Origin of the sequence: Streptomyces oryzae, assembly GCF_017676365.1 — a bacterium.
Lineage (GTDB): Bacteria > Actinomycetota > Actinomycetes > Streptomycetales > Streptomycetaceae > Streptomyces > Streptomyces oryzae.
In genome coordinates this window covers 19,194-33,900 of the sequence record NZ_JADKMA010000066.1, presented here as the reverse complement: position 1 = coordinate 33,900, position 14,707 = coordinate 19,194, and the positions used below count along the sequence as shown (strand labels likewise).

General features: G+C 71.0%; 17 protein-coding genes and 1 pseudogene. 8 read left to right on the top strand and 10 right to left on the bottom strand.

Features of this window, described 5'->3' with window-relative positions:
- Positions 1-76: 76 nt before the first annotated feature.
- From ITI46_RS15185 to ITI46_RS15175, 3 genes are read right to left on the bottom strand one after another with little or no spacing between them, the layout of a single operon-like run.
- Positions 77-1,042 carry a carbohydrate ABC transporter permease gene (locus ITI46_RS15185; RefSeq protein ID WP_247746017.1) on the bottom strand — a complete coding sequence of 322 codons (966 nt, stop codon included), beginning with the start codon at positions 1,040-1,042 and terminating at the stop codon, positions 77-79.
- Positions 1,043-1,054: 12 nt separating this feature from the next.
- On the bottom strand, positions 1,055-2,047 hold the full coding sequence (locus tag ITI46_RS15180; protein WP_209240064.1) for a carbohydrate ABC transporter permease: 993 nt from the start codon (positions 2,045-2,047) through the stop codon (positions 1,055-1,057).
- Positions 2,028-3,356 (bottom strand): ABC transporter substrate-binding protein, encoded by a 1,329-nt coding sequence (locus tag ITI46_RS15175; RefSeq protein WP_209240063.1) that lies wholly within the window; start codon positions 3,354-3,356, stop codon positions 2,028-2,030. The genes ITI46_RS15180 and ITI46_RS15175 overlap by 20 nt, the downstream gene beginning before the upstream one ends.
- 240 nt (positions 3,357-3,596) lie before the next feature.
- On the opposite strand from ITI46_RS15175, the gene ITI46_RS15170 reads away from it, so the two are divergent.
- Complete coding sequence (locus ITI46_RS15170) at positions 3,597-4,706, top strand: LacI family DNA-binding transcriptional regulator (protein ID WP_209240062.1); 1,110 nt, start codon at positions 3,597-3,599, stop codon at positions 4,704-4,706.
- A gap of 42 nt (positions 4,707-4,748) precedes the next feature.
- Here the strand turns inward: ITI46_RS15170 and ITI46_RS15165 are convergent, their stop codons facing one another.
- On the bottom strand, positions 4,749-4,982 hold the full coding sequence (locus ITI46_RS15165; RefSeq protein WP_247746016.1) for a hypothetical protein: 234 nt from the start codon (positions 4,980-4,982) through the stop codon (positions 4,749-4,751).
- A gap of 218 nt (positions 4,983-5,200) precedes the next feature.
- On the opposite strand from ITI46_RS15165, the gene ITI46_RS15160 reads away from it, so the two are divergent.
- Both ITI46_RS15160 and ITI46_RS15155 read left to right on the top strand, forming a co-directional pair.
- Positions 5,201-6,403: an ABC transporter substrate-binding protein gene (locus ITI46_RS15160; RefSeq protein ID WP_209240061.1), complete on the top strand. Its 1,203-nt coding sequence runs from the start codon at positions 5,201-5,203 to the stop codon at positions 6,401-6,403.
- Positions 6,404-6,553: 150 nt separating this feature from the next.
- On the top strand, positions 6,554-7,489 hold the full coding sequence (locus ITI46_RS15155) for a DUF5996 family protein (protein ID WP_209240067.1): 936 nt from the start codon (positions 6,554-6,556) through the stop codon (positions 7,487-7,489).
- 45 nt (positions 7,490-7,534) lie between these two features.
- On the opposite strand, the gene ITI46_RS15150 is transcribed toward ITI46_RS15155, so the two are convergent.
- The gene (locus tag ITI46_RS15150) at positions 7,535-7,786 is read right to left on the bottom strand and encodes a hypothetical protein (protein ID WP_247746015.1); all 252 of its coding nucleotides are present in this window, start codon (positions 7,784-7,786) and stop codon (positions 7,535-7,537) included.
- 210 nt (positions 7,787-7,996) lie between these two features.
- Between ITI46_RS15150 and ITI46_RS15145 the strand changes: the two genes are divergently transcribed.
- Positions 7,997-8,470, top strand: coding sequence for an HIT family protein (locus ITI46_RS15145; protein ID WP_209240059.1), 474 nt, complete (start codon positions 7,997-7,999; stop codon positions 8,468-8,470).
- A 113-nt stretch (positions 8,471-8,583) separates the two neighbouring features.
- Here ITI46_RS15145 and ITI46_RS15140 read toward each other — a convergent pair.
- Positions 8,584-9,035 (bottom strand): annotated as a pseudogene (locus ITI46_RS15140) (DinB family protein).
- A gap of 254 nt (positions 9,036-9,289) precedes the next feature.
- On the bottom strand, positions 9,290-9,604 hold the full coding sequence (locus ITI46_RS34810; RefSeq protein WP_247746014.1) for a hypothetical protein: 315 nt from the start codon (positions 9,602-9,604) through the stop codon (positions 9,290-9,292).
- A gap of 153 nt (positions 9,605-9,757) precedes the next feature.
- Between ITI46_RS34810 and ITI46_RS15130 the strand changes: the two genes are divergently transcribed.
- Together ITI46_RS15130 and ITI46_RS15125 are read left to right on the top strand one after the other, a co-directional pair.
- Positions 9,758-10,855 (top strand): helix-turn-helix domain-containing protein, encoded by a 1,098-nt coding sequence (locus tag ITI46_RS15130; RefSeq protein ID WP_209240058.1) that lies wholly within the window; start codon positions 9,758-9,760, stop codon positions 10,853-10,855.
- A 348-nt stretch (positions 10,856-11,203) separates the two neighbouring features.
- Positions 11,204-11,668, top strand: a complete 465-nt coding sequence (locus ITI46_RS15125; RefSeq protein WP_209240066.1) for a GNAT family N-acetyltransferase — start codon at positions 11,204-11,206, stop codon at positions 11,666-11,668.
- 22 nt (positions 11,669-11,690) lie between these two features.
- Here ITI46_RS15125 and ITI46_RS15120 read toward each other — a convergent pair whose 3' ends face one another.
- Complete coding sequence (locus tag ITI46_RS15120; protein ID WP_209240057.1) at positions 11,691-11,885, bottom strand: DUF1059 domain-containing protein; 195 nt, start codon at positions 11,883-11,885, stop codon at positions 11,691-11,693.
- A gap of 18 nt (positions 11,886-11,903) precedes the next feature.
- On the bottom strand, positions 11,904-12,263 hold the full coding sequence (locus ITI46_RS15115; protein WP_247746013.1) for a hypothetical protein: 360 nt from the start codon (positions 12,261-12,263) through the stop codon (positions 11,904-11,906).
- A gap of 116 nt (positions 12,264-12,379) precedes the next feature.
- Here ITI46_RS15115 and ITI46_RS15110 point away from each other — a divergent pair, with 116 nt between their 5' ends.
- A complete protein-coding gene (locus ITI46_RS15110) occupies positions 12,380-12,994 on the top strand; it encodes a TetR/AcrR family transcriptional regulator (protein WP_209240056.1) in 615 nt (204 codons plus the stop codon).
- Between the two features lie 41 nt (positions 12,995-13,035).
- On the opposite strand, the gene ITI46_RS15105 is transcribed toward ITI46_RS15110, so the two are convergent.
- Complete coding sequence (locus ITI46_RS15105; RefSeq protein WP_209240055.1) at positions 13,036-13,758, bottom strand: polyamine aminopropyltransferase; 723 nt, start codon at positions 13,756-13,758, stop codon at positions 13,036-13,038.
- 130 nt (positions 13,759-13,888) lie between these two features.
- Between ITI46_RS15105 and ITI46_RS15100 the strand changes: the two genes are divergently transcribed.
- Positions 13,889-14,698: an SGNH/GDSL hydrolase family protein gene (locus ITI46_RS15100; protein ID WP_372451952.1), complete on the top strand. Its 810-nt coding sequence runs from the start codon at positions 13,889-13,891 to the stop codon at positions 14,696-14,698.
- The last annotated feature ends 9 nt before the right edge of the window (positions 14,699-14,707 follow it).

Sequence of the window (14,707 nt, the reverse complement as noted above, 5' to 3'; positions counted from 1 at the left end):
CCGCCCCACACGGTCTCCCTCACGGCTCCGGTCCGTGCGGCACCGGGTCCCACGCCCCGGACCGCACGGGATCCGGTCAGCCCTTGACGGCTCCTTGCATGACGCCGCCGACGATCTGCTTGCCGAACAGGGCGAAGGCGACCAGCAGCGGCAGCGTGCCCAGCAGGGCGCCGGCCATGATGACGGACTCGTCGGGGATGTACCCGCGGCCGAGACCGGTCAGGGCGACCTGGACCGTGGGGTTGTCCTGGGTCAGCGCGATGATCGGCCAGAAGAACTCGTTCCAGGCCAGCACGAACGTCAGCATCCCCAGCACGGCCATCGCGGGCCGCGCCACGGGGAAGACGACGTGCCACACGATGCGCAGGCTGTGCGCGCCGTCCACCCGCGCGGCCTCGATCAGTTCGGTCGGCAGCGCGTTGACCAGGTACTGCCGCATGAAGAAGACACCGAACGCGTTGACCATCATCGGCAGGATCACCGCCTGGAGCTGGTTGGTCCACTCCAGTTCGGCGATCGCCATGAACAGCGGTACGACGCTGAGCTGCGGCGGCACCATCATCGTGCCGATCACCATCATCAGCAGCGCGTTCTTCGCGCGGAAGCGCAGCTTGGCGAAGGCGTATCCGGCGAGGGTCGCGAACAGGACGGTGCTCAGCGCGATACTGCCCGCCACGAACGTGGTGTTGAGCAGCGCCTTGCCCATGTTGGCGTCCTGCCACGCGGTGGTCATGTTGGCGAACAGATTGCCGCCGAACCAGAACGGCGGCGGGGTCTCGGCCAGCCGCTGGTTGTCGCGCGAGGCGGCGATGGCCGTCCAGATCAGCGGGAAGAGCGAACCCGCCGTGAACAGCAGCAGGATGCCGTAGGTGATCCGCCCCGCGTGCAGGTGCCGGCCGGCGCTGCCCGCCCTGCGGGTGGCCCGGCGGGACGCAGGCCCGCCGGGCTCGCGGGCGCCCTGTCCCGCTGCGCTCCCGGCGGCCGGAGCAGTGGCCGTCGCAGCAGCCGTACGGGTGCGGCGCTGGGCCGTGGTCGGCAGCATGTCCCGCCCCCTTCAGTGGGTCTTGTTGAGACGTCGGGCGATCAGCCAGTTCAGCAGGCCGATCACAATGAGGATCAGGAACATCGTCCAGGCGATGGCGGACGCCCGGCCGAGCTGGAAGTCGAACCAGCCCTGTTCGTACAGATACAGCCCCAGCGTCTGGTACTGGTGCGAGCCGCCACCGGTCTGCGAGCCGCCGAACAGCAGTGGCTCACCGAAGAGCTGGGTGGCCCCGATGGTGGAGACGACCACCGTGAACAGGATCGTCGGCCGCAGCGAGGGGATGGTGACGTGCAGGAACTGCTGCCAGCGGTTGGCACCGTCCAGCGCCGCCGACTCGTACAGGTCGTCAGGAACGGCCTGCATGGCGGCGAGGTAGATCAGCGCGTTGTAGCCGGTCCACCGCCAGATGACGATGGAGGAGACGGCCAGCTGCGAGGTCCAGGTGCCGTTCTCCCAGTCGATATGCTCGACACCGACCAGGCCCAGCCCCCAGTTGATCATCCCGTAGTCACGGCCGAACAGCATCGTGAACACCAGCGTCGCGGCGGCGACCGAGGTGGCGTACGGGGTGAGCATGGCGACGCGGAAGAACGTCGACCCGCGGAGCTTGTAGTTCAGCAGATGGGCCAGGCCCAGTGCCATCAACAGCTGCGGCACCGTCGACAGCACGCCGATGGTGAGCGTGTTCTGGAGGGCGTTCCAGAAGAAATCGTCCTCCAGCAGCCGGGAGAAGTTCCGCATCCCCACCCACTCCATGTGCGTGGGGTCGTGCAGCGAGACCCGGTGCAGCGAGGCCCAGCCCGTGTACAGCAGCGGGAAGAGCCCGAAGGCGGCGAAGAAGACGAAGAACGGTGCGATGAAGGCGTAAGGGCTCCACCGGGCGTCCCACCGGTGGCGGCGGCGTCCGCGGCGCTCGGTGGAGCGCTCGCGGTCGCCGTCGGCCGGCCGGGGACGCCCGGCTGCCCCGACGCGGGGGAGGGGCTCAGTCCTCGACGACGTCATCGATCTTCTTCACCGCGGCGTTCCAGCCGTCCTCGGGCTTCTTGCCCTGCTGTTCGACCTGGAGGATGCCGATGTCGGAGATGGTCGTCTTGATGACCTGGTCCTTGGGGCCGAGCGGGATGGTGGGGATGCCCTTGGCCGCCTTGGAGAAGATCTTCCCGATCGGCGCCTTGCCGAAGTACGGGTGCTTGGCGTCCTTGACCTCGGGCAGCGCGTAGGCGGCCTGCGAACTGGGGAAGCTGGCCTGCTTCTCGAACAGCTTGGCCTGCTGCTTCGGCGCGGTGAGCCACTTGGCCAGCTCGACGGCCTCCTTCTCGTGCTTGCCGCCCTTGGGGACGGTCAGGAACGAGCCGCCCCAGTTGGCGGGCTTCGGCGCCGCCGCCACATCCCACTTGCCGGCGCCCTTGTCGCCGGCCTTCTCCTTGATGTAGCCGAGCATCCAGGGCGGGCAGACGACGCTGGCGAAGTCGCCGTTGGCGTACGCCTGGTCCCACTCCTTGTCGAACTGCTTGAGCCTGCCGGTCATCTTGCCCTTGATGGCGCGCATGGCCAGGTCCCAGGACTCGCGGACGCCCTTGCTCTTCTTGTAGACCAGCTTGCCGTCGGCGTTGTAGTACTTGACCGGGTAGCTGGAGACGGCTCCGTTGTAGAGACCGGCGGCGCCGTCGGTGAACGCGGTGCCCTTGGGCGCCGACTTCATGTACTTCTCGCCCGTCTCGACGTACTTCTCCCAGTCGCCCGCCCACAGCTTGCCGACCGCTTCCCGGTCGGTGGGCAGGCCCGCCTTTTTGAACAGGTCCTTGCGGTAGCAGACGCCCATCGGGCCGATGTCCGTGCCCAGACCGACGACCTGGCCCCCCTCGGCCTTGGCCTGGTTCCATTTCCAGTCCAGCCAGTCGGACTTGCGGACGCCCTCGACCTTGGCCATGTCCACGAGCCTGTCCGCGTGCAGGCCGGCGATCTCGTTGATGTTGTCGACCTCGACGGCCTGGATGTCGCTCAGACCGCTGCGGGCGGAGAGATGGTTGAGCAGGGCCGGGTAGTAGTCCTCGTTGCGCTCTGTCGAGTTCTCCTTGATCCGGATGTCCGGGTGGAGCTTCTCGTACTCGTCGTAGAGTCCGGCCTGTTTGTAGCCGAAGACACCGAACACCCCCACCGAAACGGTGGTCTTGCCGTCGCCGCTGTCGGAGCCGCCGCTGTCCTCGGCGCACCCGGCGAGTAAGCCCGCCCCCAGCACGGCCGCGAGGCCGTAGGTGACGGGCCGGCTGCGGAGTGGGCTCCGCTTGGTTCTCTTGCTGGTCGTACGCATGGCTGTGCCGTCCCTCCCGGACCCGCGTCGAGCAGGGAGCCGCTCCCGGGCGCAGCACGGTGCCGCGTATGGGAGCGCTCCCATCATGCTGAGCAGCATGCGCGAGGGGACGCCCGGCGTCAAGGGCTGGAGCCGAGGGAGCGCTCCCGGAGCCGAGGCGATCGTGATGTAGTTCAATGGGCCCGTCAGCGAGAACGGCAAGACAGCGACCCGCAGGGGAAGAAGAAGGAGGACGCGTCCATGCCAGCAGCCCGCGCGGAAGGCGGCGGGAAGTCCGGACCGGCGAAGTCCGGACCGACCCTGGAACAGGTCGCCGCGCGGGCGGGCGTCGGCCGGGGAACGGCCTCCCGGGTGATCAACGGCTCCCCGCGGGTCAGCGAGCGCACCCGGGCAGCGGTCCAGGCCGCCGTGGCGGAGCTGGGCTACGTCCCCAACCGGGCCGCCAGGGCGCTGGCCGCCGGAAGCATGGACGCCATCGCCCTCGTCGTGCCCGAACAGGAGAACAGGCTGTTCGCCGAGCCCTACTTCTCGGAGATCCTGCGCGGGGTGAGCACCGAGCTCGGCGACACCGACATGCAGCTGCTGCTCACCCTGATCCGCGACCAGCGGGGGCGGGAACGCTTCGCGCACTACGCCGCCGCGCACCGGGTGGACGGCGTACTGCTGGTGTCGGTGCACGGCGACGACCCGCTGCCCGACCTGCTACGGGACGTCGGCATGCCCGCGGTGCTCAGCGGCCGCCGCTCGCACGACGAGCAACTGCCCTACGTCGACTCGGACAACCTCCTCGGCGCGCAGCTGGCCGTCGAGCACCTGATCGGACGGGGCCGCCGGAAGGTCGCCACCATCACCGGACCGCTGGACATGTACGGAGCCCGCTGCCGGCTCGACGGCTACCACGAAGCGCTCCGCGCGGCGGACCGGGCGAGCGGACCTTCCCCGGACGAACGCCTCGTCGTAGAGGGCGACTTCACAGAGGAGGGCGGACATCGCGGCATGCTCGAACTGCTGCGCAGGGACCCGGAGGTGGATGCGGTCTTCTGCGCCTCTGACGTGATGGCCGCAGGTGCCCGGCTGGCCCTGCGCGAAGCCGGGCGGGACGTGCCGGGGGACGTGGCGCTCGTCGGGTTCGACGACTCGGCCGTGGCCCGGCACATGGATCCGCCGCTGACGACCGTACGGCAGCCCATCGAGGAGATGGGGCGCGCCATGGTCCGGATGCTGCTGGATCTGATGGCCGGTGCCCACGAACACGCCCCGGGGCAGCGCCGTCCCGAGGGCCCGGACGAGACGGCCGGCCGGTCCCGGCTGGTGCTCCCCACAGAGCTGATCCGCCGCCGCTCGTCCTGACCGAGGCAGCCCGCGTGTGACGCGGGGAACCAGAAGAGCCGGTCAGATTCCGCCGCCCCCGCCTCCGCATGAAGCCCCGCTCCCGCAGGAGGCCCCGCCGCCACTGCTCGCCGGGCCCGCGTCCTCGCCCGCTGTCCACGGGTGCCCGGTGTAAGGGGCGCCGGGCGGTTGGCGTCCGTAACGGCGCGGATGGAGGTTGGGCGGCTTCATGGTCCACCGGGTGATGAGCGCGACGGCCACCAGCAGGAACACCCCGAAAACGATCCATGCGGCCATGCGCAATACCCCCGTATCGACGCCCTTTTCAGCTCTCCAGGCAGTATGTCCCCATCAGTGCGCCTCCACAACGCCTGCCGCACAACCGGAACTTGGCCGCCGAGGAGCGGAATTGCACCGTTCGGGGGGATTCAGCCCTCCGGGGCCGTACCCGGCGCCCCGTTGCGCGTTGTTCCGTACGGCGGTTTCCGTACGGCAGCAGGAGAGCGGTGGTGGCGATGGCCGGGGCAGCGAAGCGGCTGTGCATCGGTGTGGTGGCACCTTTGACCGGCCGGCTCGCGCCGCTGGGCGAACCTCTGTCGTTCGCCGTACGGTCGTCGGCGCGCAGGATGGCGCGGCTGCACAACGGCGGGCGGGCCTACGACGTACGCATCCGCGTACGCGACAGCCGTTCGCTCCCCGAGGGCGCCCGCCGGGCCGTCCGCGACCTGGCCGCGGACGAGCGGGCGAACATCGTCCTCACCATGGCAGGTACGCAGGTGCTGCCTGCCGCCGCCGACGCCTGTGAAGAGCTCGGGGTGCCGTGCGTGTCGACCACCTTCCCCTGGCAGGCGTACGGATACGCACGCGGGGGCGACCCGCTGCGCGCCTTCCGCTGGACCTATCACTTCGCCTGGGGGCTGGACGACATCGCCGGCGTCTTCGCCGACATGTGGGAGCGGCTGGGAGCGCCGCGAACCGTCGGCTGCCTGTGGAACGAGAGCCTGCAAGGGCAACTGCTGCGCCACGAACGCTTCGGCTTCGCCCCGGCGGCTCTCGCGCGCGGGCACACCCTTGTCGACCCCGGCGGCTACCGCGAACCGGCCACCGATTTCGGCCCGCATCTGGCCCGGCTCCGGGAGCAGGACGCCGAGATCCTCACCAGCGCCGCCACCGCCGCCGACCTCGCGCTCTTCCTCCGCCAGGCCCGGTCCGCCGGGCCGGTGCCGCGGCTGGTCACCTGCTCGCGCTGGCTGACCTATCCGCACACCCACACCGCACGCGCACCCGAAGTGCACGAGGAACTGGCCGGAGCGCGGGTCGCCACCCTGGTCTACTGGAGTCCGAAGCACCCCTACCGCTCCAGTCTGGACGGCACCACCTGCGCCGAACTGGCCCAGGCCTACCAGGAGGAGACCGGGCAGCTCTGGCTCCAGCCCCTCGGCCTGGCCCATGCCCTGCTGGAGGTCGCCCGCCATGCGCTGTCCGTCGCTGCCGACCCCACCGACCGCGCCGCCGTCGCCCGTGCGCTGGCCAAGACCCGCACCGACACCGTCGCCGGCACCCTCGACTGGACCCGGGGCCCCACGCCCAACGTCGCCCTGCTGCCGCTGGCCGGGGGCCAGTGGCAGCCCGGACCGAGCGGGCCACGCCTCACCCTGGTCACCAACGACCGGGTGCCCGCCGTCCCGCTCACCGGCGACCTCACCCCGGCACACTGAGCCGCGCCCTCACGCTGCGCCCCCTGCGGGCTGCGGATGGTCGCCGTACCGCCCGGTTCCCGCTGGGCGCGGCCTCCCGAGTTGTCGGCCCGGCGGACCGGCCCCACCATCGGGGGAGGGCGGCGAAGGAGGTGGGCAGTGGGAGAGCCGATGACGGTGGACGCGCGCAGCGCGTGGCCCAAGCTCAGGGTGGCGGACTGGACCGGCACCCGCGACACCCTCCACATGTGGACGCAGGTCGTCGGCAAGATGCGGCTGGCCCACGCTCCGCTGGTCAACCACTGGTGGCAGGTGACGCTCTACGTCACCCCGCGCGGGCTGTCGACATCCACGATCCCGTACGGCACCGGCGCCTTCGAGATCGAGTTCGACTTCATCGACCACCAGCTCGGCATCCGCACCAGCGAGGGCACCGTGCGCCGGCTGGAGCTGGAGCCCAAATCCGTGGCCCGGTTCTACGACGAGGTGGTGCGCGCCCTGCACGAGCTGGGCGTCGACACCCCGATCCAGCCCTGGCCCAACGAGGTGGAGCAGGCGATCCCGTTCGCCGAGGACACCGTCCACGCCTCGTACGACCCGCGCGCGGCGCACCTGTTCTGGCGCCAGCTCCTCCAGGCCAACCGGGTGCTGGGGCAGTTCCGGGCCCGCTTCGTCGGCAAGGTCTCGCCCGTGCACTTCTTCTGGGGCGCCATGGATCTGGCCTGCACCCGGTTCTCGGGCCGCCCGGCGCCGACCCACCCCGGCGGGGCGCCGCACTGCGGGGACTGGGTGATGGTGGAGGGCTACTCCAGGGAACTGAGCAGCTGCGGCTTCTGGCCCGGCGGCGAGGAGGGCGCCTTCTACTCCTACGCCTACCCCGAGCCGGACGGCTTCCGGGACCACCCCGTCCGGGTGCCGGGAGCCTTCTACAGCGAGCAGAACGGCCAGTTCCTGCTGCCGTACGAAGCAGTACGCACCGCCGACGACCCGGACCGGCTGCTGACCGACTTCCTCCAGAGCACCTACGAGGCGGCGGCCGAACACGGCGGCTGGAACCGCGCCGAGTTGGAAGACGACCCGCACCGCTGGGACCGGCCACACGGCTGACTCGCCGCTCCGGGCCCTGGCCTGGCCGCGTCCGCCCCGCGCGGGCTACTGCTCGTAGGCCCGTACCGGATCCGGCATGGCGAGGACCTCCGCCAGCGGCAGCCCCGTACGCGCGGACACCTCGACGCACTCGCGCACCTCGCGCATGGTCCGCGGCCGGTGCCCCGGACCGTCGTCGCAGCACCGGCAGTTCGGATGAAACCGCAGCCCCGCGTCGAGCACGGCCGCGAGCGCCCGCCAGCCGTCGCGGTCCCGCCTCGGCGGGACGGCCAACTGCACCCCCGCATCCGTGAGCACCCGCCCGCACCCGGGACACGGCGCCGGCTCCCCATTGCGCTTGTACGACGCCCGGCAGTCCACACACACATGATGCGACCGCCGCGTCGCCGCATTCCCGAACCCCATCCCCCGAACCTACGCCTCCGGCCGCCACCCGCGACAACGGTTTTCCCCGACCGCCAGCGAGCGGGGGGAGCGGGCGAACGGTGCTGGATACAGTCGCTGTTCATGACGGACGACTGGCGAAAGGACCGAATCGGCAGCGCTTTGCGGGGCGAGAACCCGACGGTGCTACGGAGGCTGGAAGCGGGCTTCGCGGTGGTGGGCGATGTGCAGTTCCTTCCGGGCTACTCGCTGCTTCTGGTGGACGACCCCGCGGTGCGGCGGCTGTCCGAGCTGCCGCGGCGGAAGCGGCTGGCGTTCCTGTCCGACATGGACGAGCTGGGTGAAGCCGTCGAACGGGCCTGCGCACGGCTGGACCCGGCCTTCCTCCGGATCAACCTCGAGATCCTGGGGAACACCGACCCCTTCCTGCACGCGCATGTGTGGCCGCGGTTCGCCTGGGAGCCGGCCGGCCTCGTGGGCAGACCGGTGTGGCTGTATCCGCGGGAGAAGTGGACCGACGAGCAGTACGCGCTGGGCCCGCGGCACGACGCCGTGCGTGCCGCGATCGGCCGGGAGCTGGACCGGCCGGCGCCCTGACCTCTGGCGCTGGGCCGAGAGCTCCCAACGCGGTTGCAAGCACAGTGCGCCCGCAGCCGGGGGAGGCGGGCAGGGGCAGCGCCGCCCCGGGGGACAAGGGGAAGGTGCGCGGGTCAGACGCCGGTGGTGCCGTCGATGCGTTCGCGGAGCAAGTCGGCGTGGCCGTTGTGGCGGGCGTATTCGGTGGCCATGTGGGTGTAGATCCAACGGAGGCTCACCTGGCCACCCATGAAGGGTGCGGTGTCGTCCAACTTCCGGGTGGCACAGTTGGCGCGGGCCTGCCCGTCGTCGTGCCGCCCGAGTCGGCGGACCGGGGCGGGTAGATAGGCGGAGCGTCCTCGCTCATCAGCACGCGGCGGAACCAGTTGCGCTCGACCTCGGCCATGTGCTGGACCAGGCCGAGCAGCGTCAGCGGAGAGGGCGGAACGGAGGTGCTGCGCAGCTGCTCTTCGGTCAGGCCCTCGCACTTGGTGGCCAGCGTCGCCCGGTGGAAGTCCAGCCAGCCCTCCAAGGTCGCGCGCTCGTCGGCGTCGAAGGGCGGCGTTGGCCGTTCAACGTTGGTGATGGATGCCGATCCTGCCACCTTGGTCCGACAGTCGGCCCCCCGCGGCCGGCCAGGTACTCGCCGCTCTCTTCGAGATCGGCGGGGCCTGGCGGGTCCGGCAGGGACTGCGGGAGCACCAGCGAACCCCTGCCGCAGGGAGACGCGAAACCCCTGCCGCAGCGAGACGGCAGGGGCGGAGGTCTGGGGGACGGGCTGGGGGAGGAATGGGGCCAGAGACGGAGAGGGGTGGGAGTGGGGAGACAGCGGGGAGCGGTTCAGCTGGCGAGCGGTGTGTCGTCGTCGGTGTCCTCGTCGGCCGCGGACGCCTGCGTCGGGTTCTCGCCGCCGTGGAACTCCGGGTCGATCGCGTTCGCCGCTCCCAGCGCCGTGAGGATCCAGGCGTCTTCCCGAGTCCGGAGCCGCGCTGCCTCTCGATGGGCCAGCGCCGCTTCCAGTTCGTCCAGAGCGGTGTCGAGCCGGGCACTGTCCTTCCCGGCCGCGGCGTCGCGGACGCGCTGCCGTGCTTCCATCACGCCCGCGTTCGCGTCCTCGTACAGGGCGTCGAGCTCGGATTGTTTCGGGTCAGCCATGTGTCCAGCGTACGCGCCGCGATTCTTCGTAGTCGCGCGGCCACGGTCGCCGACGTTCCGGCCGTCGTACTTCCCCCAATTGCCCGGGAGGAGCTGCGGCGGCAGCGCCGCACGCCAGTGGTCAGCCGGGCACGGGTCTGATAGGGGTACCGCATGGATTCCCAGGAGAGGACCGGGTTACCGCATGCTCAGGACGTCTCCGAGTTCCTGGACTGCCTGCGGCAGCTCAAGGAGGCGTCGGGTCTCACGCTGCGGCAGTTGGAGGAGCGGGCTGCCGCGGCCGGTGACTGCCTTCCGCGCAGCACTCTCTCCTCCATGCTGAGCGGCCGGAGGCTTCCCAGGCCCGAGCTGCTCGCCGCGTTCGTCCGGGCCTGCGGTCACGAGCGGCGTCTGGCTACCTGGCTCCAGCTGCGTGACGCCCTCGCCCAGCGCGAGGCCGACGCGGCCGTCGGCTCCCCGGGCGGAGCCGCTGCGAGCGGTGCCGGTGTTGCGGGCGCCGACCGGGCGGAGGCCGCGTCGGCCTCGGCCACCGGTGCTCCCGCCGACGCTGCCGGCACACCGGCGACCGCCACCGGTGCTCCCCGTATCCGACGACTGCCGCGGCACTCGCTGCGGCCCCGGCTGCTGGTTCCGCTCGCGGTCGCCGTACTGCTCGCCGCCACGGCCGGAGTGCTCGGCACCCGTGGTGCCGGGTCCGGTGACGACAAGGCCGGGTCCTCCCGTGCCCCGGCTGTCACCGACGCCGCGAAGGAGTCCTCCGCTGACGCCGCCGCAGCGGGCACCGCCGCCACCGACGTTCCACGCGGCGCGGTCCGGGTGCGTCCCCTCTCCGCCCCTCAGCTGTGTGTCACCGACGGACTGGTCCCGGACAAGCGCTATACGTCGCAGGTCGCCGTGCAGCGTCCCTGTGACCAGACGCAGCCGATGACGACCCGGCTCACGCGCGGGCCGGGCAGCGACAGCAACCGCTATCGCATCCAGTGGCACCACTCCGAGTTCGGCACCGGCTGCCTCAAGGTTCTCGGCTCGGGACCGGGCAAGGACCTCCTGGAGCCCTGGGACGCATGCGAGCGGACCGACTACTTCCGCCTGGTGCGCGTACTGGGCAAGGACGCCTACACGCTGCGGGCTGAGGACGGCCGCTGCGTCGGCGTCGCGCGTCCCGTCACCGCCGAGGGCTCAAAAGTTGTCGCCCAGCGCTGTACCTCGGCCCGCCACCAGCTGTTCCGTATCGAGTCCGCACGCGGCTGACCGCCTGCCGGCCCGTCGTCCCTCACCCCCCGTGGCTGAGGGACGACCGGGAGCCCGGCAGCGGCCGTACCGAAGGAAGTACCGCACGGCTCCGATCCTTCGGTGCGGTGGCCGTCGGCGGAAGAGGGAGCGGGCTGTCCCGGACGGCCGTTCGCTGTCCCCGCAGCTCACCGACGTGTCCGGGCGCTGTCCCGGACAGTGCCGGTCGTTCAGAAAGAGCTGGCTTCGGCCGGTGGAGCACCTTAGCCTCGGCGGCGAGCAGCCCAGCTCGCAGAGCACAGGTCCGTATGCCACGGCAGCGCGGGGCGCCCGGACCTCGCGACCCGGAGGTGAGAGCGGTTGAGCACGCTGACGATTGCGGTGGACGACCTTTCCGGCCCGGAGACAGCCCGCTTCCTGGACGAACACGTTCAGCAGATGCGGTCCCTCACCCCGCTGGAGAGCAAGCACGCGCTTGATCTCGACAGCCTGCGGAAGCCGGAAATAACGTTCTGGTCGGCCTCCGAGGGCGGCATCCTTGTCGGGTGCGGCGCCCTGAAAATGCTGGATCCTGCGCACGCGGAACTGAAATCGATGCGCACGAAGCCGACCCGGCAGCGGAGCGGGATCGCCTCAAGACTGCTGCAGCACATCATTGCCGAGGCCGAAGGCATGGGCTTCGAGCGGCTGAGCCTCGAGACGGGGGCAGCCGAGTTCTTCCGGCCGGCGCGCAGACTGTACGAGAAGTTCGGCTTCAGGTACTGCGAACCGTTCGCCGACTACCGGCCGGATCAGAACAGCGTCTTCATGACCAGAACTGTCCGACAGCCCTGACAGAGCTGATCAGGCGGGACGATCAAGCGGTCTGTGGCGTCTTCTCGTCCTTGAGCATCTTGCGGAGTTCTTCGCGCAGCTCTGGCGTGTCGGTGTGACCGTGCACGGAAGCCGCGTGCTCGGCGGCGGCCCGGACCACCTCGTCCTCCTCACCGGCAATGGTGAGCGTGCACTTCGACTCGCTCGGGTAGTCCCGGCAGTCCGCTACCTTCCGCATCGAGGGCACCTTCTTCCCCTATGGCTTACAGGTACCTCCGCAATCCAGGGTCCCGCGGCGGGCCCGGCCGGGCAAACGTGCCGCTGTGCGCCCCGCCGCGTCAGCCGGCCGGCTGCGCGGCGACCGCTTGCCCGCGTACCGGCGGCGGGCCGCAACCGCCAGCAGGCCGACGCCCACCGCGCCGACCAGGAGGGTTGTCCAGCCGGGCAGCTGCGCGGCCCGCAGCAGCCCGGCGACGCCGAAGCTGGTGTCCCAGCCGGCCTCCGTGATTGCCGAGCCGAACCCCTGGACGACGAGGATGGCGCTGAACAGCAAGAGCAGTCCCTGCCCCGATGTGGTGCCCGGCTTGTCGGCGCGGGGCTTCAACTGGTTCGCCACGGCGAGCAGTACCTCCGTCGTCGGTGCACCGGCTCCCGTTCCGATGCGAGTGCATCACATCGTGCAGGGAGAGCCGATACGATGCAAGTGCATCAGAACGCGGAGAGGAGCGGACCGTGCCCAGGCAGGTCGACCACGAGGAACGGCGCCGAAGGATCGCCGAGGCGGTCTGCACCCTGATCGCCCGCTCCGGCATGGAGGCGGTCAGCCTCCGCGATGTCGCCGCGCAGGCCGAGGTGTCCATGGGAGCTGTCCAGCGGAGTTTCCGCACCAAGGAGGACATGCTGCTCTTCGCGCTGGAACACCTCACCCAGTACGTCAGCGAACGCGCCGAACAGCGCATTGCCGCGACCTCCACGCCGCAGGCCGCGGCCACGCTGCTGTCCCACACACTGGCCGAACTCGCCCTGCTGGAGGAGGAGTCCAGGAGACAGGCGCACGTCTGGCTGGCCTTCGTCGCCCATGCCCCGGCCAGCGAGAGGCTGGCCGCCGTACTGAAGGACACCTACGCCAAGCTCCACGACCTCCTCGTCCGGCTCCTGCGGTACGGCCAGGACACCGGGGAGGTCGCCGCAGACCTCGACGCCGCGCGCGAAGCGCACGCCCTCCTCGCGCTGGCCGACGGGCTGACAGCGCACGTTGTCGCGGGCCACCACTCCTCGGCGACGGCGCTGGCCGTCCTGCAGCGCCAGGTCGACCAGGTGCTGGTGGAACCGCCCGGCAACGGCTGACAGGCCGGCCGTCCGCACCCGGGCCCAGGGCGCCGTGCGGGCTATGCGGCCGGAGTGCGGCCTACGTAGACGGTGTTGGCCGAGGTGCCGCCGTGCAAGGGGTTGTCGAAGGTGACGGTGTGGGCGCGGGCGCCGGGGAACACGGTGGCGAGGGTGCTGGTGAAGCGGTCCTCCGGAGGATCGTCCGACCACAGGGCGAAGACACCGCCGGGGTGCAGATGCCGGGCCAGCCGGCGGAGCCCGGCCGGCTCGTAGAGAGCCGCGTTGCCCGGGCGCAGTACGTGCCGGGGCGAGTGGTCGATGTCCAGCAGGATGGCGTGGAAGCGCCGCCGCGGGGCCTCCGGGTCGAAGCCCTCGGCCGCGGCGGCGAGAGCGAAGAAGTCCCCGTGCACCGGGCGGAAGCGGGCATCCCCGAACAGCCGGGAGCCCACCGGGACCAGCTGCCGCTCGTGCCACTCGATCACTTCGCCGAGCGCCTCGACCACCAGCAGCGAGCGCACCCGGGAGTCGCGCAGCGCCGCCTCGGCGGTGTAGCCGAGGCCCAGGCCGCCCACCACTACGTCCAGTTCGCCCCGGGGCGCCTCGGCCAGACCGAGCCGGGCCAGCGCGACTTCCCCTTCCGTGAACAGGCTGGTCATCAGGAAGTCGTCGTCGAGCTTGACCTCGTACACATCGGCCCCGGAAGCAGGGTCCCGACGGCGCCGCAAGCTGATCTCCCCCAGCTCGGTCGGTCGCCAGTCGAGCTCCTCGAATCGTGTGCTCACGCGGCAAACCTACCGTGATCAAGGCCGGTCGGCGGATTCCCCGGCAGCGGGCCGTGGAGCGTGTGCCCGGACGCCTTCCGGCCACACCCCCCTCTCGAAAGTGTCGGCCCTCCCTGATGAAATGCGTATCGTGACAGGTGCGACAGGTAAGTGGTCATCGGATACAGCAGCCCCTATCACCTCGTACGCAGCGATCGGGGACAGCTTCACCGAAGGTGTCGGAGACCCGGGCCCCGACGGAGTCTTCGCCGGGTGGGCCGACCGGCTCGCCCAGCTGCTGGCGGAACAGGCACCCGACGGCTTCCGCTACGCCAACCTGGCCGTACGCGGACGCCTGTTGGGCCAGATCATCAGCGAGCAGGTGCCCCGCGCCAAGGAACTCGCCCCCGATCTGGTGACGTTCGGCGCCGGTGGCAACGACATCCTGCGGCCGGGGTCCGACCCTGACGCCCTCGCCGAACGCTATGAAGCAGCGCTGACCGAACTGCTCACCACCGTCGGCACCGTGGTGGTGTGCACGGGCTTCGACACCCGCAACTTCCCGCTGCTGCGCCATCTCCGGGGCCGGATCGCCACGTACAACGGCCATCTGCGCGCGGTCGCCGACCGGCACGGCTGTCCCGTGCTCGACCTGTGGTCGCTGCGCGGCGTGCAGGACCGCAGGGCGTGGGACGAGGACCGCCTCCACCTGTCCCCCGAGGGGCACCGGCGGGTCGCCATGCGGTGTGCCGAAGTGCTGGGCCTCGAGCCGCCCGCCGGCCCGGACGAGCCCTGGCCGGCCGCACCGGGTCCCGCCGCCACCTCGCGCCGGGACGACCTGTACTGGGCCCGCCAGTATCTGCTCCCGTGGATCGGCCGCCGGCTGCGCGGGCAGTCGTCCGGCGACAACGTCCGGGCCAAGCGCCCCGACCTCCTCCCGCTGCACACCCCGGAGCCCTGACGTCCGGCC